Genomic DNA, 22,421 nt, shown 5'->3' on the forward strand with positions numbered 1-22,421 from the left:
TTCCTTTCCTTTCACGATCGCCCGCATGAGGCGATCGCGCGCCCGCGTGCGCTCAGACCTGTACGGGAGACCCCCATGAAGAAGACCAAGTTCCTCGCGTTCGCCGCGATCGCAGCGGCGGCGCTCGCCGCCGCCGGGTGCGGATCCGAGGACCCCGCGACCGCGGCCGACTCGATCGTCGTGTCGTCGGCGTGGACCAAGGCCGCCGAGAGCGGAATGACCGGTGCGTTCGCCGAACTGGAGAACACCGGCGACCATGCCGTCCAGATCGTGTCCGTCTCGAGTCCGGTCTCGAGTCGGACCGAACTGCACGAGATGGCTCCCGCCGCCGACGGCGCGATGGCGATGCGCGAGATGGACGGCGGGCTGACCGTCGCCGCCGGTAGCCGGCACAGCCTCGCTCCCGGCGGCGATCACCTGATGCTGATGGATCTGATCGAACCCGTCACGCCCGGCACCGACATCGAGTTCACCTTGACCTTCAGCGACGGTTCGTCGATCGATTTCACCTCGCAGGTCCGCGATTTCGCCGGGGCGCGCGAGAACTACGTGCCGAGCGCCGAGGAGGGGGCGAACCACGGTGGCTGAGCTCACCCGGCGGCGCCTGCTCGGGGGCGGCGCCGCCGCGCTCGGCGTGGTCGGGCTCGGCGCCGCCGGAATCGGCCGCGTCACGGCCCGTGACGAGGACCCGCGCATCGTCGGGTTCCACGGCACCCACCAGGCCGGTATCGAGACCGAACCGCAGGCGTTCGCGTCGTTCGTGGCGCTGGACCTGCTGCCCGGCACCGATCGGCGCGCGCTCGTCGGCGTGCTGAAGGTCTGGGCGCAGGACTCGTATCGGCTCACCACCGGCACCGGGGGCCTCGGCGACACCGAACCCGAACTCGCGCAGGACCCGGCGAACCTGACCGTCACGGTCGGATTCGGCCCCGGGGTGTTCGGTCCCGCGGTGTTCGCGTCCGCCGACGCGGAGAAGGTTCGGCCCGAATGGCTGCGACCGTTGCCCGCGTTCGGCATCGACCGGCTCGAAGACCGTTGGAGCGGAGGCGATCTGATGCTCCAGGTGTGCGCCGACGATCCCGTTACGGTCGCGCACGCGGTGCGCACGCTGACCCGGACGGTGCGCTCGCAGGTGTCGGCGCGGTGGGTGCAGCGCGGTTTCCGGCACGCCCCCGGCACCCGCCCCGAGGGTGCGAGCATGCGCAACCTCATGGGCCAGGTCGACGGCACCGTCAATCCCGCCGCGGGCAGCACGGAATTCGAAGGCCGGGTGTGGAATCCGGGGTCGCCCCCGTGGCTGGCCGGTGGTTCCTCGCTGGTGTTGCGGCGGATCCGGATGGAACTCGACACCTGGGACGAATTGGACCGTCCGGCAAGGGAACTCACGGTGGGGCGCACGTTGTCGAACGGTGCGCCGCTCACCGGCACGGCCGAACACGATGATCCCGATTTCGACGCGGTCGACCGGTACGGCATCCCGGTGATCCCACCGGAATCGCACATGGCGCGGGCACGGCCGCGCAACGCGGACGAGCAGTTCCTGCGGCGCGGCTACAACTACGACGACGCCGACGGCGCGGGCCTGCTCTTCGCGGCTTACCAGGCCGACGTCGACCGTCAGTTCGTGCCGGTGCAGCAGCGTCTGGCGGACCACGACGCGTTGAACCCGTGGATCACCCCGATCGGTTCGGCGGTGTTCGCGATCCCACCCGGGTTCGGCGCCGGCGGCTATCCCGGCGAGACGCTGTTCGAGGGCTGAAAACGCAGGTCGGGGTGGTGATACGGGGTTAGCCTGGACGGGTGACCGAGGTATCACGGCGGCGAGACGGATTCGCGTCGCTGCGGGAAGGCGGACTGAACTGGGACGCCTTCCCGCTGCGCCTGTTCGCGAAGGGCAACGCCAAGTTCTGGGATCCCCTCGACCTGGATTTCTCGCAGGACGTCGCGGACTGGGCGGACCTGAACAGCGAACAGCAACGCAGCACCGCCTATCTGGTGACGCACTTCGCGGCGGGGGAGGAGGCCGTCACCCAGGACATCCAGCCGTTCCTGCACGCGATGGCCGCCGAGAACCGGCTCGGCGACGAGCTGTACCTGACGCAGTTCTGTTTCGAGGAGGCCAAGCACACCCAGGTGTTCCGGCTGTGGATGGACGCGGTGGGACTGACCGGCGACCTGCTGCCGTACGTCGCGGAGAACCCGCACTACCGCGCGCTGTTCTACGAGGAGCTTCCCGATTCCCTGCGGATTCTCGAACGCGACCCCAGTCCGGCGAACCAGGTGCGCGCGAGCGTCACCTACAACCACGTCATCGAGGGCAGCCTCGCCCTCACCGGTTACTACGCGTGGCAGAAGGTGTGCACGACCCGCGGGATCCTGCCCGGCATGCAGGAGCTCATTCGCCGGATCGGCGACGACGAGCGCCGCCACATGGCGTGGGGAACGTTCACGTGCCGCCGGCACGTCGCTGCCGACGACGCGAATTGGGATGTGGTGCAACAACGTATGGGGGAGTTGCTCCCGCACGCGCTCGGGGTGATCCAGTGGATCAACGATCAGTTCGAGGAACAGCCGTTCGGGTTGGACCCGGACGAGTTCGTGGCGTACGCGGCGGATCGCGCCCAGCGTCGGCTCGGTGCGATCGAGTCCGCGCGCGGCCGTCCCGTCGAGGAGATCGACCTGGACTACACGCCCGAGGCGCTCGAGGAGAAGTTCGGCGAAGAGGACGCCGCCGAGCTCGCGTCGCTCACCGACGACGCCTGACCCGGCGTCTCACAGGCAATGGGTCTCACAGGAGCAACACGAGCAGGGGCACCGCGACCAGTGCGACCCCGGCGACGATCGGGATCAGCGGCTTGCGCGACCGCTTCTCGGTCTCGTCGTTTTCGGTCGTGTCCGGTTCGCGGTCGTCCTCGTCGTCCGGCTCGACGGCGAGCAACCGCGCCGCGACGACGTCGTTCTTCCCGGCCTCGAGCATCTCCTGTGCCCGGATGCGCGCGAGTCCACCGGTCAGCACGTCCGTCTCGTCGTACGACGGCGGAAGCCCGATGCGGGCACGCGTCGTCTCGCGGGCCGGCACGAAACCGGCGGCCAGAATCGCCGCACCCAGCGCGGCGGTCTGCTCCGGGCCGGGACCGACGAGGGTGCGGACCATCAGCTTCGTCGCGATGCTGTTCGCGATCTCCTGGATGTACGAGCGGTCGCGGGCGACGATCCCGTCACCCATCACGACGACCGCGTCGAGGTTCGGCGGCAGCCACCCGAACGAGCCGAGCGCGGTCGCGAGCTGCGAGGCGGGTGACGGTGCGCCCTTCGTCGGTATCCGGAACGCCTTGCCCGCCGGTACCCCGGATCGCACCAGCGTCACCGTCGAACCGGCGTCGTCGATGTGGAAGACACCGATGAGCTGACCGGGGGTCTCGGAAATCTCGGAGGCATACCAGGTCGCGGCACCCTGGGCGTCCGAGGCCAGGTCCACGTGCCGCAGATCCGCGTAGTCGAGGGCCGCGCGCAGCGACGCGACCGCATCGGAATCCCAGTGGGAAGGGTAGGTCGCGGTGTAGCCGGGCTCGGATCCGTCGTCGGCGCCCCCGAACTTCGGCAGCGGTTCGGTCTCGTTCAGCAGGCACTGGATCGCGGTCGCCATCGCGTCCTCCGCCCGGTACACGCGACCGTCGCTGGCGGTGACACCCGCGGGGTCGCCGACCCGGGCGAGGAACCCGGCGAGGGTGCGTGCTTCGTTGCCGGAGGAGTAGGAGCCGAGGGTGGTGGTGCCGTCCTCGTCGATGTGCAGGACCGTGTCCCGGGCGATCACCACGGGATCCTGGGTGCCCGGTTCGTTGGACGCGACCACTGCGGTGGACACGACTCTGCCGATCCGGAGCCCGACCCCGATTGCCATGACAGCCCTCTCGCCTCGCAGGTAACGAACCGCCTACATCTTGCTACCGAAACTGCTCATCCGGGCCCATACCGGACAGTAGCCGTGTACGGCGTGTCGATACGTACAGGACGGTTTCGCCCCTACACTCCCGAGGATGAGTGCCCCCACACGCGCCCGGGCCTTCGCGCGCTCGTTCCACCCGGTCGGTCTCGCGTTCGCACTGTTGTTCTTCGTGTGGTCGATGACCCCGTCCCTTCTGCCGCGCACCTGGTACCTGCAGGGAGTCGCGACGGGAATCGGCGTGGCGACCGGGTACGGCGTCGGCTGCCTGATCGCGTGGGCACTGCGGCGCTGCGGTGTGCACCCGGACTGGTCGCCGAAAACGCGCCGCATCGGCTGGTGGGTGCTCGCGGCCGTGGCGGCCGTGGTGGTTCCGACCTTCCTGATTCTCGGTTCGTGGTGGCAGCAGATCGTCCGCGACCTCGTGACCATGGAGCGGGTCGAACGGTCCCTCTACCTGCCGGTTCTGCTGATCGCCCTGGTGGTGGCGTTGCTGCTGCTGGCAATCGGGCGGGGCCTGCGGGCGGGGACGAACAAGCTCGCGCGGTTCGTCGACCGCTACACGCCGGCGCCGGTCGCGCGGGTGACCGCGCTCGTGGTCGTCGTGGCATTGCTCGTCGTGCTCGTCAACGGTGCGCTGTACCGGGGGATTCTCGGCGCTGCGGAGGAGGCGTCCGCGGTCGCGGACACCGGCACCGAGGAGGGTGTGGAGCAGCCGGCCGCGCCGGAACGTTCCGGGTCGCCGGAATCCGCGGAGGCGTGGGACACCCTCGGCCGGGAGGGGCGCACGTTCGTCGCCGGCGGACCGTCGGCCGCGCAGATCGAGGCCGTGACGGGACGGCCCGCCCGGGAACCGATCCGCGTGTACGCGGGCCGGGTCTCGGCGGACACGATCGAGGGCATCGCCGAGCGAGTTGTCGCCGAGCTGAAGCGAACCGGCGGATTCGACCGGAAGGCGCTCGCCGTCGTGACCACGACCGGTCGCGGCTGGGTCAACGGCAGCGTCGCCGACTCCTTCGAGTACCTCAACGGCGGGGATTCGGCGATCGCGGCGATGCAGTACTCGTACCTGCCGAGCCCGCTCGCGTTCATCGCCGACCGCGAGTCGCCGATGGAGGCCGGGCGGGCACTGTTCGAGGCCGTCTACGAGGTGTGGCTGAGTCTTCCGGAGGATGCCCGGCCGAAGCTCGTGGTCTTCGGCGAGAGTCTCGGGTCGTACGGCGGGCAGTCCGCGTTCGCGTCCGGTTCCGACCTGGTCGCGCGGACCGACGGCGCGTTGTTCGTCGGCACCCCCAACTTCTCGCAACCGTGGGGGCGGATCACCGAGCAGCGGGATCCGGGTTCGCCCGAACGTCTGCCGATCGTCGACGAGGGTCGGAACATTCGCTTCGCGTCGAGCCCGGACGACGTGAATCTGCCTGAGCCGTGGGAACTTCCGCGGATCGTGTTCTGGCAGCACGGCAGTGATCCGATCACCTGGTGGTCGTTCGATCTGCTGCTGCACAAGCCCGACTGGCTGCGCGAACCCCTCGGGCCCGATGTGGATCCGGGGATGCGCTGGATGCCGTTCGTGACGTTCTGGCAGGTGACCCTGGACATGGTGTTCTCGGCCGAGGTGCCCGACGGTTACGGGCATTCCTACGGCCCGGAGGCCGCGGATCTGTGGTCGGACATCCTCGACCCCGACGGGTGGACGGAGGCCGACATCGAGGCGGTGCGCGCCGCGCTGAAGGGCTGACCTGCGGATTCGTCGAGCGGTGCGCCGCAGAGGTTGGACCTTACGCATGGGTAAGTTACGTGTTACAGTCCGTACCGCTTGTGCGATGGGGCACACGCATCCCGCTTTCGAATGCAGGACACAGAACATCTGGGGGAAGTATGGCGATCGGCAGGGTCGGACGCTGGTTCTCCGCGGCGGTGACCTCCGCCGCGGTGGCTGGGAGCGTGCTCGCGGCTCCCGCAATCGCCAATGCCGAGGGCGATTTCTACCTACCGCCGAGCCCGCTGTCCGCCGGCAACCCGGGCGACGTATTGCGCAGCGAGCCTTCGGATCTCGCGATCCGCGTGCCCACTACGAACGGCGTGTTCCCCGCCCAGGGCACCCGCCTGCTGTACCGCAGCCACGACGCCAACGGGGTTCCCAACGCGGTCGGCGGCACCTACCTCGAGCCGTCCACCCCCTGGTCCGGTCCGGGTGAGCGACCGCTGGTCGTGCTCGCCCCCGGCACCCAGGGCCAGGGCGATCGCTGCGCGCCGTCGAAGGCCCTGAACTACCTGGTGGACTACAACCCGCCGCTGGATCTGTTCACAGAGTACGAACTGATTTCCATCAACGCGATGCTGCTGCAGGGCATCGCCGTGGTCGTCACCGACTACGACGGTCTGGGTACCCCGGGACACCACACCTACGTCAACCGCCTCGCCGAAGGCCACGCGGTACTCGACGCGGCGCGCGCCGCCCAGCAACTGCCGGGCACGTCCATCCCCGACGACGGCCCGGTCGGCATCTTCGGTTACTCGCAGGGTGGCGGTGCCGCCGCGGCGGCCGCCGAACTCGCTCCGAGCTACGCCCCCGAACTCGACCTGCAGGGCGTCTACGCGGGTGCTCCGCCGGCCGATCTCGCCGCAACCCTGGCCCAGATCGACGGCACCGCGCTGACCGGCGTGATCGGCTACACGATCAACGGCCTGCAGGACGCGTACCCGGAGATCTCCGACGAGATCGACGCCGAGATCAACGACTACGGCCGCGAGATGCTGGCCCAGGTCGCGAACGAGTGCGTCCCCGAAACGATCTTCCGCCACGGTTTCCAGCGCACGAGCGACTACACCCGGACCGGTGAACCGCTCTCCGTCGTCCTCGAGCGCCTGCCCAAGGCGCGGGCCATCGTCGACGAGCAGCGCATCGGCCGCCTGAAGCCGCAGGTCCCGGTGCTGCTGCAGCACGGCACCCAGGACGACGCCGTGCCCTTCGGTCAGGGCCGTCAGCTCGCACTGGACTGGTGTGCCCAGGGCGCGACCGTCCAGTTCTCGCAGAACCTGACCCCGCCGATCCTGCCGGGCTTCGTCGTCAACCACCTGTCGCCGATGCTCGTCGGCATGCCCGAGTCGGTCTCGTACCTGCTCGACCGGTTCAACGGCGTGCCGGCACCGTCGAACTGCGGCGGGTTCTGACCTGCTGACGAACGGCCCGCACTCTCTTCGAGTGCGGGCCGTTCGCCGTTGCGGGGGATCTACTGGGTTCGATGCCGCGTCTCGGTGAAGTGGCGTGCCAGGTTCTCCTCGGTCGACGGTCCCGGCGCCCATGCCGCGATCCACGGCCCGGTGCCCTCGCTCGGATCGAGCACGCCGTGCTCGAGCCACGCGTAGCGGCCCTCGAGAATGCTGCTGGTCAGGCGCAGGTCGGCGTCGTCGGTGTTCGTCCACAACTCGTCGAAGAGCTTGTCGACGCGCAGCCGGGCCTGACGGCAGAACACGTCCGCCAGCTCGAAGGCACCCGCCGAATCCGGGTGGCCGTCGGCCCGCTGCCGTTCGGCCCTCACACAGGACGCCGCCATCGCGAACAGTTCGGCGCCGATGTCGACGATCCGGCCGAGGAAGTTCTGCCGCTTCTCGAGACCGGCCTGCCACCGGGCCATTCCGTAGAACGTGGAGCGGGCGAGCTTGCGGGAGTTGCGCTCGATGTACCGCAGATGGGGCGCGAGCTGCCCGAACTCGGAGAACGAGGTGGGCAACTGGCCCTTGCCCGTGACGAGCTTGGGCAGCCACTTCGCGTAGAAGCCGCTGGCCTTCGCCGCGGCCTTGGCCTTCTCCTCGAGATTCGCCTTCGGGTCGGCGAGCTCGCCCGCCGCCTTCAGGTGCGCGTCCACGGCCTCGCGGGCGATGAGCAGCCGCATGATCTCGCTGGAGCCTTCGAAGATCCGGTTGATGCGCAGGTCCCGAATCAGCTGCTCCGCCGGGACCGCCCGTTCACCCCGTGCTGCCAGCGACGCGGCCGTCTCGTAGCCGCGACCACCGCGGATCTGGACGAGTTCGTCGGCGATCCGGCAGGCGATCTCGCTGGACCACAGCTTCGCCAGAGCCGCCTCGATCCGGATGTCGTTGCGGTTCTCGTCGCACATCTGCCCGGACAGCTCGACCATGGACTCGAGCGCGTAGGTGGAGGCGGCGATGTAGGAGATCTTCGCGGCGACCGCGGCGTGATCGCCGACCGGCCGGCCCCACTGCACCCGGGTCGCGGACCATTCGCGGGCGATCTTCAGCGACCACTTGCCGGCCCCCGCGCACATCGCGGGGATCGCGAGGCGTCCCGCGTTCAGCGTGGTCAGGGCGATCTTCAGCCCGTCGCCTTCGCGGCCGATCAGGTTCTCCTTCGGAACCCGCACCCGGTGCATGCGGGTCACCCCGTTCTCGATACCCCGCAGACCCATGAACGAGTTACGGCGTTCGACGGTGATGCCCGGCGAGTCCGCTTCGACGACGAACGCGGAGATGCCGCCGCGGTGACCCTCGCTGCGCGGCACCCGGGCCATCACGACGAGCAGTTCGGCGACGACGCCGTTGGTGGTCCACAGTTTCACGCCGTCGAGTTCGTACGCAGAGCCGTCCTCGACCGGGGTCGCGGTCGACGCGAGCCGGGCGGGGTCCGAGCCCACGTCCGGTTCGGTGAGCAGGAACGCCGAGATCGCGCCGCGCGCGCAGCGCGGCAGGAACGCCTGCTTCTGTTCGGGGGTACCGGCCAGTTTCAGCGGTTCCGGAACGCCGATCGACTGGTGCGCCGACAGCAGCGCCCCGAGGCTGGGGTGCACGGACGCGATCAGCATCAGGGCACGGTTGTAGGCCACCTGCGACAGTCCGAGCCCGCCGTACTCCGGCGAGATCTTCATGCCGAAGCAGCCCAGTTCGGTCAGCCCGGCGACGTACTCGTCGGGGATTCGCGCATCGCGTTCGATGCGGGCACCGTCCATCTCGAGGCAGAACCGGCGCAGTTTCGCCAGGAATTCCTCGGTGCGGGCGTCCTCGTCGGGTGTGGGACGGGGAAACGGGTGGACGAGGTCGAGGGTGAGTCGGCCGAGGAACAGTTCCTTGGCGAACGAGGGTTTCTCCCACCCGGATTCGCGGGCCTCCTCGGCCACCGCCCGGGCTTGTTCTTCACTGATCTGAATGGGTTCTGACATCGCGGGCCTCCACGATCGGGTTGCTACTGGCCAGTATCCACGCCGATGTGAGGTAAAACACACGATCCGGAATATCGGTACCGACCGGTAACCTGAGGTCGTTGTGGCATGTGAACGGAATCACGTCCACTGAGTGGATGTGAGCCTGCCGGGCGGCCGGTGGGTCCGTACTCTTGATCATGTCGACGTTGACACCCCCGACCGTCCCCCTTCCCCCGGTGATCCCGGGTCGCCGACGGAGTCGTCACATGGAAATCCTTGCCGCAGTACCGATCCTGTTCGTGCTCCTCGCAGTGGTCTACGCCCTGTCCTGCTACATCGTCGACCGTCAGATCCGCGTCGCCGCCCGCGAGATCGACCGGCAGGCAGCAAACGACGACCCGGCCACCTGTACCACCGGGTGACCGGGCCGTCGTTCCGAACTCGAAATCAGTCGGTGCCCTCCGACACCGTGCCCTCGGACACCGGCCGAGCCTGATCGACGCGCGGCGGCTCCGGCGCCACCGGCGGATGCTCGTAACGCCGCGCCCGGAAGAACACGACACCGCCGGCCACGACCGCACCGACGGCGCCGGCCACGACCAAAGCCTTGCGACCGCGGCCGGTGCGGGTGCCGTCGGTCGACGCCAACGCCACCACCCCGGCAGGAGAAGTACGACGCGTGCGACTCAGCACCGTCTTCGCAAGGTCCGCCGACCTGCGGGCCACGAGCCTTCCCGCACTCAGGGAACCGTACGCGAGCGCGAGCGCACCCTGACCCACCACCTGCAGTGCACCACCGAGGCTGGTCGATTCCTTCAGCGGATTCACGAGCAGCGGACGTGCGAGCGCGGTGTGGGATCCACCATGGCTTCCGGACTCTTTCGAACGCGTCATCGTTCCACTGTGACACAAGGTGCGACACAAGTTGCGACGGCACAACGAGGCCCGGCACGGGCGCGGCGCGCACTTCGGGCACTCCTCCCGCGCGAGATGTCCGGATGGCACGATGGAGAGGTGACTTCACCTCTTCAGACCGCCACCGCCACGCTGCACACCAACCGCGGCGACATCGTGATCTCGCTGTTCGGCAATCACGCTCCCAAGACCGTCGAGAACTTCGTCGGCCTGGCGCAGGGCACCAAGGAATACAAGACGCAGAACGCCAAGGGCGAGACCAGCGGTCCGTTCTACGACGGCGCGGTCTTCCACCGTGTCATCGACGGCTTCATGATCCAGGGCGGCGACCCGACCGGTACCGGCCGCGGCGGCCCGGGTTACCAGTTCGGCGACGAGTTCCACCCCGAGCTGCAGTTCGACCGTCCGTACCTGCTCGCCATGGCGAACGCCGGTCCGGGCACCAACGGCTCGCAGTTCTTCATCACCGTCGACCGCACGCCGCACCTCAACCGTCGCCACACCATCTTCGGTGAGGTCGTCGACGAGGCCTCGCGCAAGGTCGTCGACGCGATTGCGACGACCGCGACCGACCGGGCCGACCGCCCGCTCGACGCCGTCGTCATCGAAAGCATCACCATCGCCTGAGAAGGAACTCCATGACGAACCCCGGCTGGGGCCCGGCGGCCGAAGGGGGCGGCCGGACGCCCCAGCCGCGGTGCGTTCGCCATCCCGACCGTCCGACCCTGCTCTCCTGCACCCGCTGCGGCAGGCCTGCCTGCCCCGACTGCCTGCGCGACGCGTCGGTCGGACAACAGTGTGTGGACTGCGTCGCCGCAGCCCGTAGCGCCACCCCGCAGGCCCGCACCGTCGCCGGTGCCCCCGTGCGCAACGCGCATCCGACGCCGCTGGTCACCTACATCCTCATCGGACTGAACGTCCTGGTCTTCGCGATCACGGCCGCGCAGTCGTCGAGCGTGATGAACAACCAGCTGCGGTCCGGCCTGTTCCGCGACCTCGCGTTGTGGCCGCCGATGATCGCGGGCAACGACGAATACCTGCGGCTGCTCGGCAGCGGTTTCCTGCACTTCGGCCCGATCCACCTCGCGGTCAACATGTTCGCCCTGTGGGTGATCGGCCGCGACACCGAGATCGTGCTCGGTCGCTCCCGCTACCTCGCCGTGTACCTGCTGTCGTTGCTCGGCGGCTCCGCGGCGGTCGTGCTGATGCAGACCGATGCGGTCACCGCCGGCGCGTCCGGCGCCGTGTTCGGGCTCATGGGCGCGCAGGCCGTCATCCTGCTGCGGTTGCGGCGCAGCCCCGCGCCGGTGCTCACCGTCGTCGCCCTCAACGTGTTCATCAGCATCACCATCCCCGGCATCTCCCTGTGGGGACATCTCGGCGGCCTGGTGATCGGTGCCGCGGCGACCGCGGCGTTCCTCTACGGTCCGCAGGCTCTCGGCGCCGGAACCGACCGTGATCGCGTCGTCCGTACCGGCTGGATCGCGCTCGTCGCGGTCGCCGTCGCGGTCGTGCTGGTCATCGTGCTCGGGGTGCTGCGGCTGCGGTCTCAGCTGGGGCTGTGATTCAGCTCGGGCTCTGATCGGGCGCCAGGTCGCGCAGCACGAGCGCGTCGTACACGTCCCGCGGGTCGGCTCCGAGATCCCAGCGGCCGAAGATCATGAGGCGTTCGGTGCCGTCGGGATCGCGGGCGTCGATCTCGAGCATCGGCACCCGCCGGCCGAACCGCGGATACTCGACGATCCGCACCCGGGTCAGCGTCTCGCGGGGAAACACGCGGCGTCCGGTCAGTCGCGTGCAGGCCAGCCCGGAACCGTGCTCGGTCACCGCGAGCCGCGGCCGCTGCCGGACGGCGAGCGCGGCGGTCGCCAGGACGAGCAGCGCGGCCGCCCCCGCGAGGAAACGCCCCGCCGGGTCCGCGGTGAACACCGCGGCCGACGCGAGCACCCCGCCGCCGACGACGAGTGCGGCGACCGCGACGGGCGGTGTCGACCACTGCGGATCGCTCACCGCCGGGTCCCCGTATGTACGGATGCACTGCTAGTGCACAGGTTTCTCCACAGCTGGGGATGAATCACAATTGTGTAATCTCAGCGCCACTTCATGGTCATGATCAGCCCAACGACCATGAGACCGAATCCGATGAGGAAGTTGTACGCGCCCAGATCGTTCATCCACGAGATCTGTTCGGCGGCCAGGTAGTAGACGACCAGCCACAGCAGGCCCAGGATCATCAGCCCCAGCATCACCGCGACGTACACGGTGCTGGACGGCCCGGCCTTGACCTTGACGGGAGTGCGGCTCACCGACTTGAGCGGCTGATCGCTCTTCTTCCGGACCTTCGACTTGGGCATGATGTCCTCGCTCGTGCGGAACCGCCCGCGTGGCGGGCAGAGTAGGTTGGGCAGCTACGTTTCCAGTACACGCTAACGCAGACCGGCGAGGGGAGGCTCGGGTGCCCGACGGGCGGATACGCACGCTGGCCTGGGGTTCCGCGGTCCTGGCCGTGTCCCTGGTCGCCGGATTGCTGCTCGGTACCACTCGCGGCGTCTCCGACGGCGACGAACTGCGCGCCTCCGACTCCACCCGCCTGTCCGATCTCGTCCGGGCCGCGCAGTTGCAGGTCGACGAGCTCGGCGAACTGCGTGACGATCTCGCCGACCGCGTCGCCGCCCTGCAGAATCAGGCCGCGGCCACCGACGGCGACGTCGCGGAGGTGCTGTCCGAGGCGGACGCCCTCGCGGATCCGGCGGGACTGACCGCCCGCCGGGGGCCGGGAATCACCGTCACCCTCACCGACGCACCGCGCGGACCCGACGGCCGCTATCCGACCGACGCCGCACCCGACGACCTGGTGGTCCACCAGCAGGACGTGCAGAGTGTGCTCAACGCCCTGTGGGCGGGCGGTGCCGAGGCGATCGCGATGCAGGACCAGCGGATCGTCGCGACGTCGGCGCCGCGCTGCATCGGCAACACGCTGCTGCTGCACGGTCGCACCTATTCCCCGCCGTACGTGATCACCGCGCTCGGCGACCGCGCGCGGCTCGAGGCAGCACTCGCCGCGGAACCGGGCATCAACGTGTACAAGCAGTACGCGGCGCGGTTCGGGCTGGGGTACACGCAGCAGGCGTCGGACGATCTGACCGTCCCTGCCTACACCGGCAGCGCGACCGTTCGCTGACCGGTCGGTACGCTTCCTCCCATGCGCATTCTCGTGGTCGACAACTACGACAGCTTCGTGTTCAACCTGGTCCAGTATCTGGGGCAGCTCGGGACGCGAGCGGACGTCTGGCGCAACGACGACGAACGCCTCACCGCGCCCGGCGCCCTCACGGCCGCCGCGAAGGACTACGACGGCATCCTGCTGAGCCCCGGCCCGGGCACCCCGGAACGGGCGGGAGCGAGCATCGACCTCGTGAAGGCGTGCGCGGACACCGAAACGCCGCTGCTCGGGGTGTGCCTGGGGCACCAGTCCATCGGGGTCGCGTTCGGCGCGACCGTCGACCGGGCCCCCGAACTGCTGCACGGCAAGACCAGCCTGGTGCACCACAACGGCACCGGGGTCCTCGCGGGCCTGCCCGATCCGTTCACCGCGACCCGCTACCACTCGCTGACGGTGCTGCCGGAGACGATGCCGGCCGAGCTGGAACCGACCGGACACACCGAATCCGGTGTGGTGATGGCGTTGCGGCACACCCGGCTGCCGATCCACGGTGTCCAGTTCCATCCGGAGTCGGTGCTCACGCAGGGCGGTCACCGGATGCTCGCCAACTGGCTGACGGTGTGCGGACAGGCCCCGGAGGAGGGGCTCGTCGCGCAGCTCGAAGCCGAGATGGCCCGTGCTCTCGACGGTGGAGCGGCCTGACCGGACGGAACCGTCCCGGAACGAACGAAGGGGCTCGGGCACCACGCCCGAGCCCCTGCTCGTTCAAAGCTGCTACCGGACAGCGTTACCGGATTCCCAGGGCCCCGACCCCGACCGTGATGGTCTCCGTCTTGGAGATCTCCGAGCCCGGAGGCTGCTGCTGGGTGATGACCATGCCGACCAGTTCCGGGGCGAGCGTCGCCTCACGGGTCTGCTGCAGCTGTGAGGCCGATCCCGTCCAGCCCGCGGCCCGCAGCGCGGCCAGAGCCTCGGACACCGACCGGTTCGTGATCACCGGCATCTCGACGCGGTCACCGTTGGACACCTGGATCGTGACGCTCTGGCCCTTCGTGGCGCTGGCGCCGCCCGTCGGACTGGTCGAGACGACGGTGCCCTCGGTCTGACCGGATTCGACCTGCTCGACCACGACGGTGAAGCCGGCGCTCTCGATGTTCTCCCGCGCGACGTCGAGGGTCTGGCCGGCCACGTTCGGCACCCGGACCTGCTCCGGTCCGGAACCCAGGGTGATGGTGACGGCGCTGTCGCGGTCGACGCTGCTGCCGGACGACGGCTCCTGCTTGACGATCGTGTCGACCTGCGCCTCCGTGGAGGGTGCCTTCAGCACGTTCGTGTCGAGCCGGAGCCCGACGTCGGCGAGTGCCTCCGCGGCCTCCTGCCGGCTCATCCCGCTCAGCCTCGGGACCTCGACCTGCTCGGGCCCGCTGGACACCTCCAGCGTCACCGTCGAGTTCTCCTCGACCTGCGAGCCGGCGACCGGGCGGGTGTTGATGACGTTGCCGGTCGCGACCACCGCGTCCGGTTTCGGCTGTACGGCCACGCGGAAACCCGCGTCCTGGAGCTGGGCCTCGGCGACCTGCTGCGCGAGATTTCGCACGTCGGGCACCGCAACCTGAGCCGCGGACGATCCGGGCCCCAGCGACCACAGGAACACCCCGACGATGCCGACGACGACCGCCGCGGCCACACCCAGCAGGATGCGTTTGGCGACCGCGCCGCCGCCACCGGAACCACCCGACGAAGCCGCCCCGGCCGGTGCCGCGCTGTCCCGGTAGTTCGAGCCGGTGTCGACGGCACCGAGGAAGGTGGTGCGTTCGTCGTCGGTCATCACCATCGGTGCGCTGGGCCGCTGCCCGCTGAGCACCCGGATCAGGTCGCTGCGCATCTCGGCGGCGCTCTGGTACCGGTTGGCGGGGTTCTTCGCCATGGCCTTCAGGATCACCGAATCCAGTTCCGGCGGCACCGCGGCATTCACCGACGACGGCAGCGGCGGATCCTCCCGCACGTGCTGGTAGGCCACCGCGACCGGCGAATCACCCTTGAAGGGAGGTTCGCCGGTGAGAATCTCGAAGAGCACGCAGCCCACCGAGTAGACGTCGGAGCGGGCGTCGACCTGCTCGCCCCGCGCCTGTTCCGGCGACAGGTACTGGGCGGTGCCGATCACCGCGGCCGTCTGCGTCATCGGGCTCGCCGCGTCCGAGATGGCGCGGGCGATGCCGAAGTCCATGACCTTCACGGCGCCGGCCTTGTTGATCATGACGTTCGCGGGCTTGACGTCGCGGTGCACGATCATGTTGCGGTGGCTGAAGTCCAGGGCCGCGCAGACATCGGCGATGATCTCCATCGCCCGCTTCGGCGCCATCGGACCCGTGCCCCGCACGATGTCGCGCAGCGTCTCGCCCTCGACGAACTCCATGACGATGTACGGCAGCGGGCCGGTCTCGGTCTCGGCCTCACCGGTGTCGTAGACGGCGACGATCGCCGGGTGGTTCAGGGCCGCCGCGTTCTGCGCTTCCCGGCGGAACCGCAGGTAGAACGTGGGGTCGCGGGCGAGGTCGGCGCGCAGGACCTTGATCGCCACGTCGCGACCGAGCCGGAGATCGCGAGCCAGGTGAACCTCGGACATACCACCGAAGCCGAGGATCTCACCCAGCTCGTAGCGGGAGGAGAGCTTGCGCGGTGTGGTCATCACGTTCCTGTTTCCGGCTCGGTGTTCGAATTCGTATTGTCGTTGGCCCCGGGTTCGACTTCCCCGCCACCGTTCTCACCCCCGGTACCGCCACCGCCGGCCGGTGCGGTCGTGGTGGTGGTCGTGGTCGTCGTGGCGGTGGTGGTCGTGGTCGTTGTCGTCGTCGGTTCCGGAGTCGTGGTGGTCGGTTCCGGAGTCGTGGTGATCGGCGGGGTCGTGGTCGGCGGCGGCGGTGTGGTGGTCGGCGGGATCGTCGTCACCGGTGGTGGCACCGGGATCGTCGGCTCCTCGGTCGTCGTGGTCACCGGTGGCCGCGTCGTGGTGGTCGTCGGCCGGGGCGTCGTGGTGATCTGCGTCGTCGGCGACGGACCGGGCACCGGTTCGTCCGAGCCGGCCCGGTCGAACAGCACGACGCCGAGCGCGATCGCTGCGAGCACGAGCGCGATACCCGCGGCCCACAGCAGCGCCTTCGAGGAGCGGCCGTTCCCGGAATCGCCGATCGGGGGCTGCGTGCCCGTCGCATAGTTCGGTCCCGTGTACGGGGTCTGCGGCGGCGGGGTCGCCCCCGAATACACGTCGCCGGTGTAGGCCTGCGGCGGCGTCGTCATGGCCCGGGTGGACGCGGTGGGCGGCGCCGTGCCCGGCACCCCGGGCGGCAGCACGCGGTTGGCGTTGGTGATCGGCGGTACGTTGCCGGGCGGTGGCACGGGACGCCCCGCGCGGACCGCCGCGATCGCGTCGGCGAACTCGCCGCCGCTGGAATAGCGGTGCGCAGGGTCCTTCGCCATGCCGATCTCGATGACCTCGCGCACGCCGGCCGGCAGATCCGTAGGCAGCGGCGCGGGCACCTCCTGCACGTGCTTCATCGCGACGGTGACGACGCTGTCGCCGAGGAACGGCCGCCGGCCCGACAGGGCCTCGTAGCCGACGACGGCCAGCGAATACACGTCGCTCGCGGAGGTCGCCTCCTGACCGAGAGCCTGCTCCGGCGAAATGTACTGGGCGGTGCCCATCACCATGCCGGTACGCGTCACCGGGGACGCGTCGACGGCCTTCGCGATACCGAAGTCGGTGATCTTGACCTGGCCGGTCGGCGTGATGAGGATGTTGCCCGGCTTCACGTCGCGGTGCACGACACCGCCGTTGTGCGCGGCCTGCAGCGCGCGGCCGGTCTGCTCGAGCATGTCGAGGCTGTGCCCCAGCGACAGGCGGCCGACGCGCGCGAGCACCGCGTTGAGCGGTTCCCCGTGCACCAGCTCCATCACCAGGTAGGCGATCGACTGGCCTTCGGCGTCGCGGATCTCGCCGTAGTCGAACACCCCGGCGATACCGGGATGGTTGAGCTGGGCGGTGGTGCGGGCCTCGAACCGGAAGCGGGTCAGGAAGTCGGGGTCGTCCGACAGTTCCGCCTTGAGGATCTTCACCGCGACCCGGCGGTCGAGCCGCGTGTCGAGTCCTTCCCACACCTGGCCCATGCCGCCGGTCGCGATGAGCCGTTGCAGTCGGTAGCGGTCGGCGATCATGGCGCCGCTGTTCACAGCCATGTCAGCCTCCCTGCAATCCGGCCGAGATGACGGCCCGTCCGATGGGCGCGGCCACGGAGCCGCCGGTGGCCGCGAGCGCCCGGTCGCCGCCGTCCTCCACGATCACCGCTACCGCAACCGTGGGCTGCTGCGCGGGCGCAAAGGCGATATACCACGTGTGCGGCGGAGTGTTACGGGGGTCGCTGCCGTGCTCGGCCGTGCCGGTCTTGGACGCGATCTGGACGCCGGGGATCTTGCCCGCGCCGCCCGCGAAGTTCTCGGCGCCGATCATCAGGTCCGTGAGGGTCGCGGCGACCTCCGGGGCGATCGCCTGGCCGGCCGACTCCGGCACCGTTTCGGCGAGAACCGACAGGTCAGGGGACTGCAACTGCTCCACCAGGTACGGCTTCATGCGCACCCCACCGTTCGCGACGGTCGCGGCGATCACCGCGTTCTCCAGCGGAGTCAGGGCCACGTCGCGCTGCCCGATGCTGGACTGTCCGAGTGCCGCACCGTCCGGAATCGGACCGATTGTGCTTTCTGCCACAGACAGCGGAATCGACATGTCCTCGCCGATTCCGAGCGCCTCGGCCTGCGCCGCGAGAGCCTCCCTGCCGGTGTTGATTCCCATCTCGACGAACGCGGTGTTGCACGAGCGGGCGAACGCCTCGCGCAGCGTCGCGGTCGGTTCGGAACCGCACGTCGAACCGGCGTAGTTCTCGAGTGTCGTTGTCGTGTCCGGAAGCGTGATGTTCGGGGCGGCGGTGAACCGGTCCTCCGGGCTCACCCCGTTCGCGAGGGCAGCGGCGGTGACCACGACCTTGAACGTCGAACCCGGCGGGTAGGTCTGCGACACCGCGCGGTTGAGCATCGGCTTGTCCGGGTCGGCGTTGAGTTCGTCCCAGGCGGCGCTGGTGGCGGCCCCGTCGTGCCCGGACAGCCGGTTCGGGTCGTAACTCGGTGTGCTCACCATCGCCAGAATCTTGCCGGTACTCGGTTCGATCGCGACGACCGCACCCGTGTAACCCTTGGCGGTCAGTTCGTCGTAGGCGACCTGCTGCATCATCGGGTCGATGGTGCTGACGACGTTCCCGCCGCGCGGGTCGCGTCCCGACACCAGGTCGAAGAAGCGGCGCCCGAACAGCCGGCTGTCCGACCCGTTGAGGACGGCGTCCTCGGACCGTTCCAGGCCGGTGCTGCCGTACTGCATCGAGTAGAAGCCGGTGACCGGTGCGTACGCGAGCGGGCTCATCGGCTGCTCCGGGGTGGCCGGATAGGTGCGCAGGTACTTGTAGCGGCTGTCGGTGGGCACCGATACCGCCAGCACCTGCCCGCTCGCGGAGATCTGGCCGCGCTGGCGGGAGTACTCGTCGATCAGCACCCGCGAGTTCCGCGGATCGGTGCGCAGATCGTCGGCCTTGATCACCTGCACGTACGTGGCGTTGGCGAGGAGAGCGGCGACCAGGAACATCACGGCCATCGCGACCTTGCGGAGAGGACCGTTCATTCGCGCCCCATCATCTCCGTCTGCGCGTCCGCGATCGGGGGCGCAGGCTTCTTGCGGGGGAGGACGGGTTCGCGGGCCGAGTGCGAGATCTTCATCAACAACGCCAGCAGTAGATAGTTCGCGAGCAGCGACGATCCGCCGTAGGAGACGAACGGGGTGGTCAGGCCCGTCAGCGGAATCAGCTTGGTGACACCGCCGACGACCACGAAGAGCTGGATCGCGAGGGTGAACGACAAGCCTGCGGCGAGCAGTTTACCGAAGCTGTCGCGCACCGCCAGCGCAGTGCGCAGCCCCCGCACGATCAGGACGAGGAACAGCAGCAGGATCGCGGCCAGGCCGATGAGGCCCAGTTCCTCACCGATCGCCGCGACGATGAAGTCGGTCTTCGCGAACGGCACCTGAGCGGGCCGGCCGCTGCCCAGGCCGGTGCCGCCGACACCGCCGGTCGCCATGCCGAACAGCGACTGCGAGATCTGGTAGCCGGTGTTCGCGTAGTCGGCGAACGGGTCGAGCCAGGTCTGCACCCGCACCCGCACGTGCCCGAACATCTGGTAGGCGAAGAAGAAGCCGACGGCGAGCAGACCGAAGCCGATGAGCAGCCAGCCCACCCGTTCGGTGGCGATGTAGAGCATCACCAGCACCGTCGTGAAGAGCAGCAGCGAGGTGCCCAGATCCTTCTCGAACACCATGACGCCGATCGACAGGATCCACGCGGCGAGGATCGGGCCGAGGTCGCGGGCGCGCGGGAAATCCATGCCGAGGAAGTGCTTGCCGGCGGTCGTGAACAGGTCACGTTTCGCGACGAGCACCGACGCGAAGAAGATGATCAGCAGGATCTTCGAGAACTCGCCGGGCTGGATGCTGAAACCGGGCAGCCGGATCCAGATCTTCGCGCCGTTGACCTCGGACAGGCTCGACGGCAGCAGCGCCGGGATGGCCAGCGCGACCAGGCCGATCAGGCCGAGGGTGTAGCTGTAGCGGGCGAGCAGCCGGTAGTCGTGCAGCAGCACCAGCACCGCGACGAACCCGGCGATGGCCAGCGCGGTCCACAGGACCTGCTGGTTCGCGTCGGGCGACGGGATGGGATTGCCCATGAACCGGGCGTTCTCCGCGTCGGCGAGGTCCAGGCGGTGGATCAGGACCAGGCCGAGTCCGTTGAGCAGCGCCACGATCGGCAGCAGCAGCGGGTCGGCGTACGTCGCGAATCGACGCACCGCCAGATGCGCGACGAGGAACAGCGCGGCGTACGTCAGCCCGTACTTGGCGAGGTCCCAGGTGAGAGCCTGTTCCTGGCTGGCCTCGACGAGCATCAGCGACACCAGCGTGATGCCGATCGCGGCGAGAATCAGCAGGAGTTCGGTGTTGCGGCGGGTGGACTGCAGTGGCGCAGGGGCAAATCCACCCGGTGGGCTCGGGAAAGCCCCCGCGACGTGAGACACCGACATCAGGCTCCCACCCTGCAGTTCTGGCCCGGTACCTGCGGTACGGCCGGGGTCGGGGAGGGTGTCTGCTCCGGAGCGGGCGGGGCGGCGGTGACGGGTGTCTGGCCCGGCGCCGGAACTACCGGTGCGGGCGCTGCGGCCTCGGCAGGGGGCGGGGCAACGGGGGTCGTCGGGGTGTCCGGCGCGGGTGCCGGGGCAGCCGTGCCGTCCGGAGCCGGCGCCGCAGAGGCGGGCGCGGGAACCGGTGCCGGTGCCGGCTTCTCCTCGATGCACACCGGAAGCAGATCACCGTCGACGAGCCGGCCCATCTGCGCTTTCGCGTCGTCCAGGTTGCCGGAGGGGAGACCGGCCCGCACCTGCTCGCGCGCGGCGGGCTGCAGATCGTCGACGACCATGACCCGGCAGTTGGCGTGGTCGGGTTCCATCAGCGTCAGCATGCCCTCGTCGGTGACGCATCCCACGAGCGCCTGTTCCTGCAACGAGTAGCCGAGCACGTTGCCGGGCACGCCCCGCAGCACGGTGACCCGGCCGTCGTCGGCGCCGACGTAGTAGTAGTTGCGGATCATCGTGCGACCCACGACCAGGCCGGCCGCGAGCAGCGCCAGTACGACGATCGCCCCGATGATCCACCACAGGCGGCTGCGCTTGCGCTTCGGTTCGGGTTCGGGCGCGCTGATCACCCGCTTCGGGGTGGCACGCGGCGGGCGCATCGCCGCGGCGCGACCGGCTGCGGTGTTCGGCGGGGGAGTGTCCTCGTCCTCACCGGACGCTGCGCCTGCGACGATCGGATGACTCTGCCCGTAGTCCAGGTCGATGACGTCGGCGACGACGACGGTGACGTTGTCCGGGCCGCCGCTGCGCAACGCCAGTTCGATGAGGCGGTCGGCGCACTCGTCGTGGGTGCCCTCGCGCATCGTGTTGGCGATCGTCTCGTCGCTGACCACGTCGGACAGACCGTCCGAGCACACCAGGTAACGGTCGCCGACGCGCACCTCGCGCACCGTGAGGGTCGGCTCGACCTCACTGCCGGTCAGCGCCCGCATGATCAGCGACCGCTGCGGATGCGAATGCGCCTGCTCGGCGGTGATGCGACCCTCGTCGACGAGGGACTGCACGAAGGTGTCGTCGCGGGTGATCTGGGTCAGCTGGTCGTCGCGCAGCAGGTAGGCGCGCGAATCGCCGATGTGGGCCAGGCCCAGCTTGCTGCCGGCGAACAGGATCGCGGTGAGCGTGGTGCCCATGCCGTCGAGTTCGGGTTCCTCCTCGACCTGATCGGCGATGGAGGCGTTGCCTTCGCGGACCGCGGCGGCGAGCTTGCCGAGCAGGTCCTCGCCCGGCTCGTCGTCGTCGAGGTGGGCGAGCGCCGCGATCATCAGTTGTGAGGCGACCTCACCGGCGGCGTGGCCGCCCATGCCGTCGGCGAGCGCGAGCAGACGTGCCCCGGCGTACACGGAGTCTTCGTTGTTGGAGCGGACCAAACCCCGGTCGCTGCGGGCGGCGTATCGCAATACAAGGGTCACGGGCGGAGCTCGATCACGGTCTTCCCGACCCGGACCGGGGTGCCGAGGGGTACGCGGACAGCGGTGGTGACTTTCGCACGATCGAGATAGGTCCCGTTGGTGGAACCCAGGTCCTCGACGTACCAGTCGGAGCCACGTGGCGAGAGCCGGGCGTGGCGGGTGGAGGCGTAGTCGTCGGTGAGCACGAGCGTCGAATCGTCGGCACGTCCGATCAGCACCGGCTGGGTGCCCAGCGAGATGCGGGTGCCGGCGAGCGCACCCTGTGTCACCACCAGGTACTTCGCCGTCTTGTTGCGACTCAGCGACGGCAGCACCGACTGCTTGCCCGAATAGCGAGGCAGCGGCCGGGCGGCGCCGGCGTAGATGTCCGAGCGCAGTGTGCGCAGAACAGCCCAGATGAACAGCCACAGCAGGAGGAGGAAACCCGCCCGGGTCAGCTGCAGAATCAGCCCCTGCACGGCTCATCCTCCTTCGGCATGATCGACCGGCGCACTCGCATCCGGTGTGCTGAGGTCACCCACAATACGGACTGTGTACGACTCGACGCATCGTCCGACGCG

At 69.3% G+C, this 22,421-nt stretch carries 21 protein-coding genes; 10 read left to right on the plus strand and 11 right to left on the minus strand.

Features of this window, described 5'->3' with window-relative positions; genetic code table 11:
- The first annotated feature begins 75 nt into the window (after positions 1 to 75).
- Genes ACWDTS_RS20055 through ACWDTS_RS20065 form a run of 3 tightly spaced genes read left to right on the plus strand, consistent with a single transcriptional unit; the run spans position 76 to position 2,763 of the window.
- Positions 76 to 588, plus strand: a complete 513-nt coding sequence (locus ACWDTS_RS20055; RefSeq protein WP_450110090.1) for a copper chaperone PCu(A)C — start codon at positions 76 to 78, stop codon at positions 586 to 588.
- Positions 581 to 1,759 carry a Dyp-type peroxidase gene (locus tag ACWDTS_RS20060; RefSeq protein WP_450110089.1) on the plus strand — a complete coding sequence of 393 codons (1,179 nt, stop codon included), beginning with the start codon at positions 581 to 583 and terminating at the stop codon, positions 1,757 to 1,759. Before ACWDTS_RS20055 ends, ACWDTS_RS20060 begins: the two co-directional genes overlap by 8 nt.
- 41 nt (positions 1,760 to 1,800) lie before the next feature.
- The gene (locus ACWDTS_RS20065) at positions 1,801 to 2,763 is read left to right on the plus strand and encodes a R2-like ligand-binding oxidase (RefSeq protein WP_450118884.1); all 963 of its coding nucleotides are present in this window, start codon (positions 1,801 to 1,803) and stop codon (positions 2,761 to 2,763) included.
- Between the two features lie 25 nt (positions 2,764 to 2,788).
- On the opposite strand, the gene ACWDTS_RS20070 is transcribed toward ACWDTS_RS20065, so the two are convergent.
- Positions 2,789 to 3,901: a hypothetical protein gene (locus tag ACWDTS_RS20070; RefSeq protein WP_450118885.1), complete on the minus strand. Its 1,113-nt coding sequence runs from the start codon at positions 3,899 to 3,901 to the stop codon at positions 2,789 to 2,791.
- Positions 3,902 to 4,037: 136 nt separating this feature from the next.
- On the opposite strand from ACWDTS_RS20070, the gene ACWDTS_RS20075 reads away from it, so the two are divergent.
- Together ACWDTS_RS20075 and ACWDTS_RS20080 are read left to right on the plus strand one after the other, a co-directional pair.
- Positions 4,038 to 5,681 (plus strand): alpha/beta hydrolase, encoded by a 1,644-nt coding sequence (locus tag ACWDTS_RS20075; protein ID WP_450118886.1) that lies wholly within the window; start codon positions 4,038 to 4,040, stop codon positions 5,679 to 5,681.
- 140 nt (positions 5,682 to 5,821) lie between these two features.
- Entirely contained in the window at positions 5,822 to 7,117 is a 1,296-nt protein-coding gene (locus ACWDTS_RS20080) for a lipase family protein (RefSeq protein WP_197257134.1), read from the plus strand.
- Positions 7,118 to 7,176: 59 nt separating this feature from the next.
- Here the strand turns inward: ACWDTS_RS20080 and ACWDTS_RS20085 are convergent, their stop codons facing one another.
- Positions 7,177 to 9,120 carry an acyl-CoA dehydrogenase family protein gene (locus ACWDTS_RS20085; protein ID WP_248674571.1) on the minus strand — a complete coding sequence of 648 codons (1,944 nt, stop codon included), beginning with the start codon at positions 9,118 to 9,120 and terminating at the stop codon, positions 7,177 to 7,179.
- 248 nt (positions 9,121 to 9,368) lie between these two features.
- Here ACWDTS_RS20085 and ACWDTS_RS20090 point away from each other — a divergent pair, with 248 nt between their 5' ends.
- A complete protein-coding gene (locus ACWDTS_RS20090; protein WP_197257138.1) occupies positions 9,369 to 9,524 on the plus strand; it encodes a hypothetical protein in 156 nt (51 codons plus the stop codon).
- Between the two features lie 25 nt (positions 9,525 to 9,549).
- Here ACWDTS_RS20090 and ACWDTS_RS20095 read toward each other — a convergent pair whose 3' ends face one another.
- A complete protein-coding gene (locus tag ACWDTS_RS20095; protein WP_248674572.1) occupies positions 9,550 to 9,996 on the minus strand; it encodes a hypothetical protein in 447 nt (148 codons plus the stop codon).
- 120 nt (positions 9,997 to 10,116) lie between these two features.
- Between ACWDTS_RS20095 and ACWDTS_RS20100 the strand changes: the two genes are divergently transcribed.
- Both ACWDTS_RS20100 and ACWDTS_RS20105 read left to right on the plus strand, forming a co-directional pair.
- Positions 10,117 to 10,644, plus strand: coding sequence for a peptidylprolyl isomerase (locus ACWDTS_RS20100; protein WP_307846616.1), 528 nt, complete (start codon positions 10,117 to 10,119; stop codon positions 10,642 to 10,644).
- Positions 10,645 to 10,655: 11 nt separating this feature from the next.
- A complete protein-coding gene (locus ACWDTS_RS20105; protein ID WP_248674574.1) occupies positions 10,656 to 11,582 on the plus strand; it encodes a rhomboid family intramembrane serine protease in 927 nt (308 codons plus the stop codon).
- Between the two features lies 1 nt (position 11,583).
- Here the strand turns inward: ACWDTS_RS20105 and ACWDTS_RS20110 are convergent, their stop codons facing one another.
- Together ACWDTS_RS20110 and crgA are read right to left on the minus strand one after the other, a co-directional pair.
- On the minus strand, positions 11,584 to 12,027 hold the full coding sequence (locus ACWDTS_RS20110; RefSeq protein ID WP_197257144.1) for a PH domain-containing protein: 444 nt from the start codon (positions 12,025 to 12,027) through the stop codon (positions 11,584 to 11,586).
- A gap of 80 nt (positions 12,028 to 12,107) precedes the next feature.
- Complete coding sequence (gene crgA, locus ACWDTS_RS20115; protein ID WP_197257153.1) at positions 12,108 to 12,371, minus strand: cell division protein CrgA; 264 nt, start codon at positions 12,369 to 12,371, stop codon at positions 12,108 to 12,110.
- Between the two features lie 101 nt (positions 12,372 to 12,472).
- On the opposite strand from crgA, the gene ACWDTS_RS20120 reads away from it, so the two are divergent.
- Both ACWDTS_RS20120 and ACWDTS_RS20125 read left to right on the plus strand, forming a co-directional pair.
- On the plus strand, positions 12,473 to 13,198 hold the full coding sequence (locus ACWDTS_RS20120; protein ID WP_248674575.1) for a DUF881 domain-containing protein: 726 nt from the start codon (positions 12,473 to 12,475) through the stop codon (positions 13,196 to 13,198).
- Between the two features lie 21 nt (positions 13,199 to 13,219).
- Positions 13,220 to 13,882, plus strand: coding sequence for an aminodeoxychorismate/anthranilate synthase component II (locus tag ACWDTS_RS20125; RefSeq protein WP_450118887.1), 663 nt, complete (start codon positions 13,220 to 13,222; stop codon positions 13,880 to 13,882).
- Positions 13,883 to 13,967: 85 nt separating this feature from the next.
- On the opposite strand, the gene pknB is transcribed toward ACWDTS_RS20125, so the two are convergent.
- The 6 genes from pknB to ACWDTS_RS20155 are packed head-to-tail and all read right to left on the minus strand — an operon-like array spanning position 13,968 to position 22,319.
- On the minus strand, positions 13,968 to 15,869 hold the full coding sequence (pknB, locus tag ACWDTS_RS20130; protein ID WP_450118888.1) for a Stk1 family PASTA domain-containing Ser/Thr kinase: 1,902 nt from the start codon (positions 15,867 to 15,869) through the stop codon (positions 13,968 to 13,970).
- Positions 15,869 to 17,413 (minus strand): protein kinase domain-containing protein, encoded by a 1,545-nt coding sequence (locus ACWDTS_RS20135; RefSeq protein ID WP_197257160.1) that lies wholly within the window; start codon positions 17,411 to 17,413, stop codon positions 15,869 to 15,871. The genes pknB and ACWDTS_RS20135 overlap by 1 nt, the downstream gene beginning before the upstream one ends.
- A 1-nt stretch (position 17,414) precedes the next feature.
- A complete protein-coding gene (locus ACWDTS_RS20140) occupies positions 17,415 to 18,899 on the minus strand; it encodes a peptidoglycan D,D-transpeptidase FtsI family protein (RefSeq protein ID WP_197257162.1) in 1,485 nt (494 codons plus the stop codon).
- Positions 18,896 to 20,344, minus strand: a complete 1,449-nt coding sequence (locus ACWDTS_RS20145; RefSeq protein WP_197257164.1) for an FtsW/RodA/SpoVE family cell cycle protein — start codon at positions 20,342 to 20,344, stop codon at positions 18,896 to 18,898. The genes ACWDTS_RS20140 and ACWDTS_RS20145 overlap by 4 nt, the downstream gene beginning before the upstream one ends.
- Positions 20,344 to 21,861, minus strand: coding sequence for a protein phosphatase 2C domain-containing protein (locus ACWDTS_RS20150; RefSeq protein ID WP_450110081.1), 1,518 nt, complete (start codon positions 21,859 to 21,861; stop codon positions 20,344 to 20,346). The genes ACWDTS_RS20145 and ACWDTS_RS20150 overlap by 1 nt, the downstream gene beginning before the upstream one ends.
- Positions 21,858 to 22,319, minus strand: a complete 462-nt coding sequence (locus tag ACWDTS_RS20155; protein WP_072809145.1) for an FHA domain-containing protein FhaB/FipA — start codon at positions 22,317 to 22,319, stop codon at positions 21,858 to 21,860. Before ACWDTS_RS20155 ends, ACWDTS_RS20150 begins: the two co-directional genes overlap by 4 nt.
- Positions 22,320 to 22,421: the final 102 nt, after the last annotated feature.

The organism is Rhodococcus sp. NPDC003383, assembly GCF_053589115.1.

Bases quoted from the DNA above. Each gene is read 5' to 3' on its own strand.
- ACWDTS_RS20090 (WP_197257138.1), top strand. From the start codon at position 9,369: ATGGAAATCCTTGCCGCAGTACCGATCCTGTTCGTGCTCCTCGCAGTG.
- ACWDTS_RS20105 (WP_248674574.1), top strand. From the start codon at position 10,656: ATGACGAACCCCGGCTGGGGCCCGGCGGCCGAAGGGGGCGGCCGGACG.
- crgA (WP_197257153.1), bottom strand. From the start codon at position 12,371: ATGCCCAAGTCGAAGGTCCGGAAGAAGAGCGATCAGCCGCTCAAGTCG.
- ACWDTS_RS20070 (WP_450118885.1), bottom strand. From the start codon at position 3,901: ATGGCAATCGGGGTCGGGCTCCGGATCGGCAGAGTCGTGTCCACCGCA.
- ACWDTS_RS20080 (WP_197257134.1), top strand. From the start codon at position 5,822: ATGGCGATCGGCAGGGTCGGACGCTGGTTCTCCGCGGCGGTGACCTCC.
- ACWDTS_RS20125 (WP_450118887.1), top strand. From the start codon at position 13,220: ATGCGCATTCTCGTGGTCGACAACTACGACAGCTTCGTGTTCAACCTG.
- ACWDTS_RS20085 (WP_248674571.1), bottom strand. From the start codon at position 9,120: ATGTCAGAACCCATTCAGATCAGTGAAGAACAAGCCCGGGCGGTGGCC.
- ACWDTS_RS20140 (WP_197257162.1), bottom strand. From the start codon at position 18,899: ATGAACGGTCCTCTCCGCAAGGTCGCGATGGCCGTGATGTTCCTGGTC.
- ACWDTS_RS20135 (WP_197257160.1), bottom strand. From the start codon at position 17,413: ATGGCTGTGAACAGCGGCGCCATGATCGCCGACCGCTACCGACTGCAA.
- pknB (WP_450118888.1), bottom strand. From the start codon at position 15,869: ATGACCACACCGCGCAAGCTCTCCTCCCGCTACGAGCTGGGTGAGATC.
- ACWDTS_RS20055 (WP_450110090.1), top strand. From the start codon at position 76: ATGAAGAAGACCAAGTTCCTCGCGTTCGCCGCGATCGCAGCGGCGGCG.
- ACWDTS_RS20095 (WP_248674572.1), bottom strand. From the start codon at position 9,996: ATGACGCGTTCGAAAGAGTCCGGAAGCCATGGTGGATCCCACACCGCG.
- ACWDTS_RS20145 (WP_197257164.1), bottom strand. From the start codon at position 20,344: ATGTCGGTGTCTCACGTCGCGGGGGCTTTCCCGAGCCCACCGGGTGGA.
- ACWDTS_RS20075 (WP_450118886.1), top strand. From the start codon at position 4,038: ATGAGTGCCCCCACACGCGCCCGGGCCTTCGCGCGCTCGTTCCACCCG.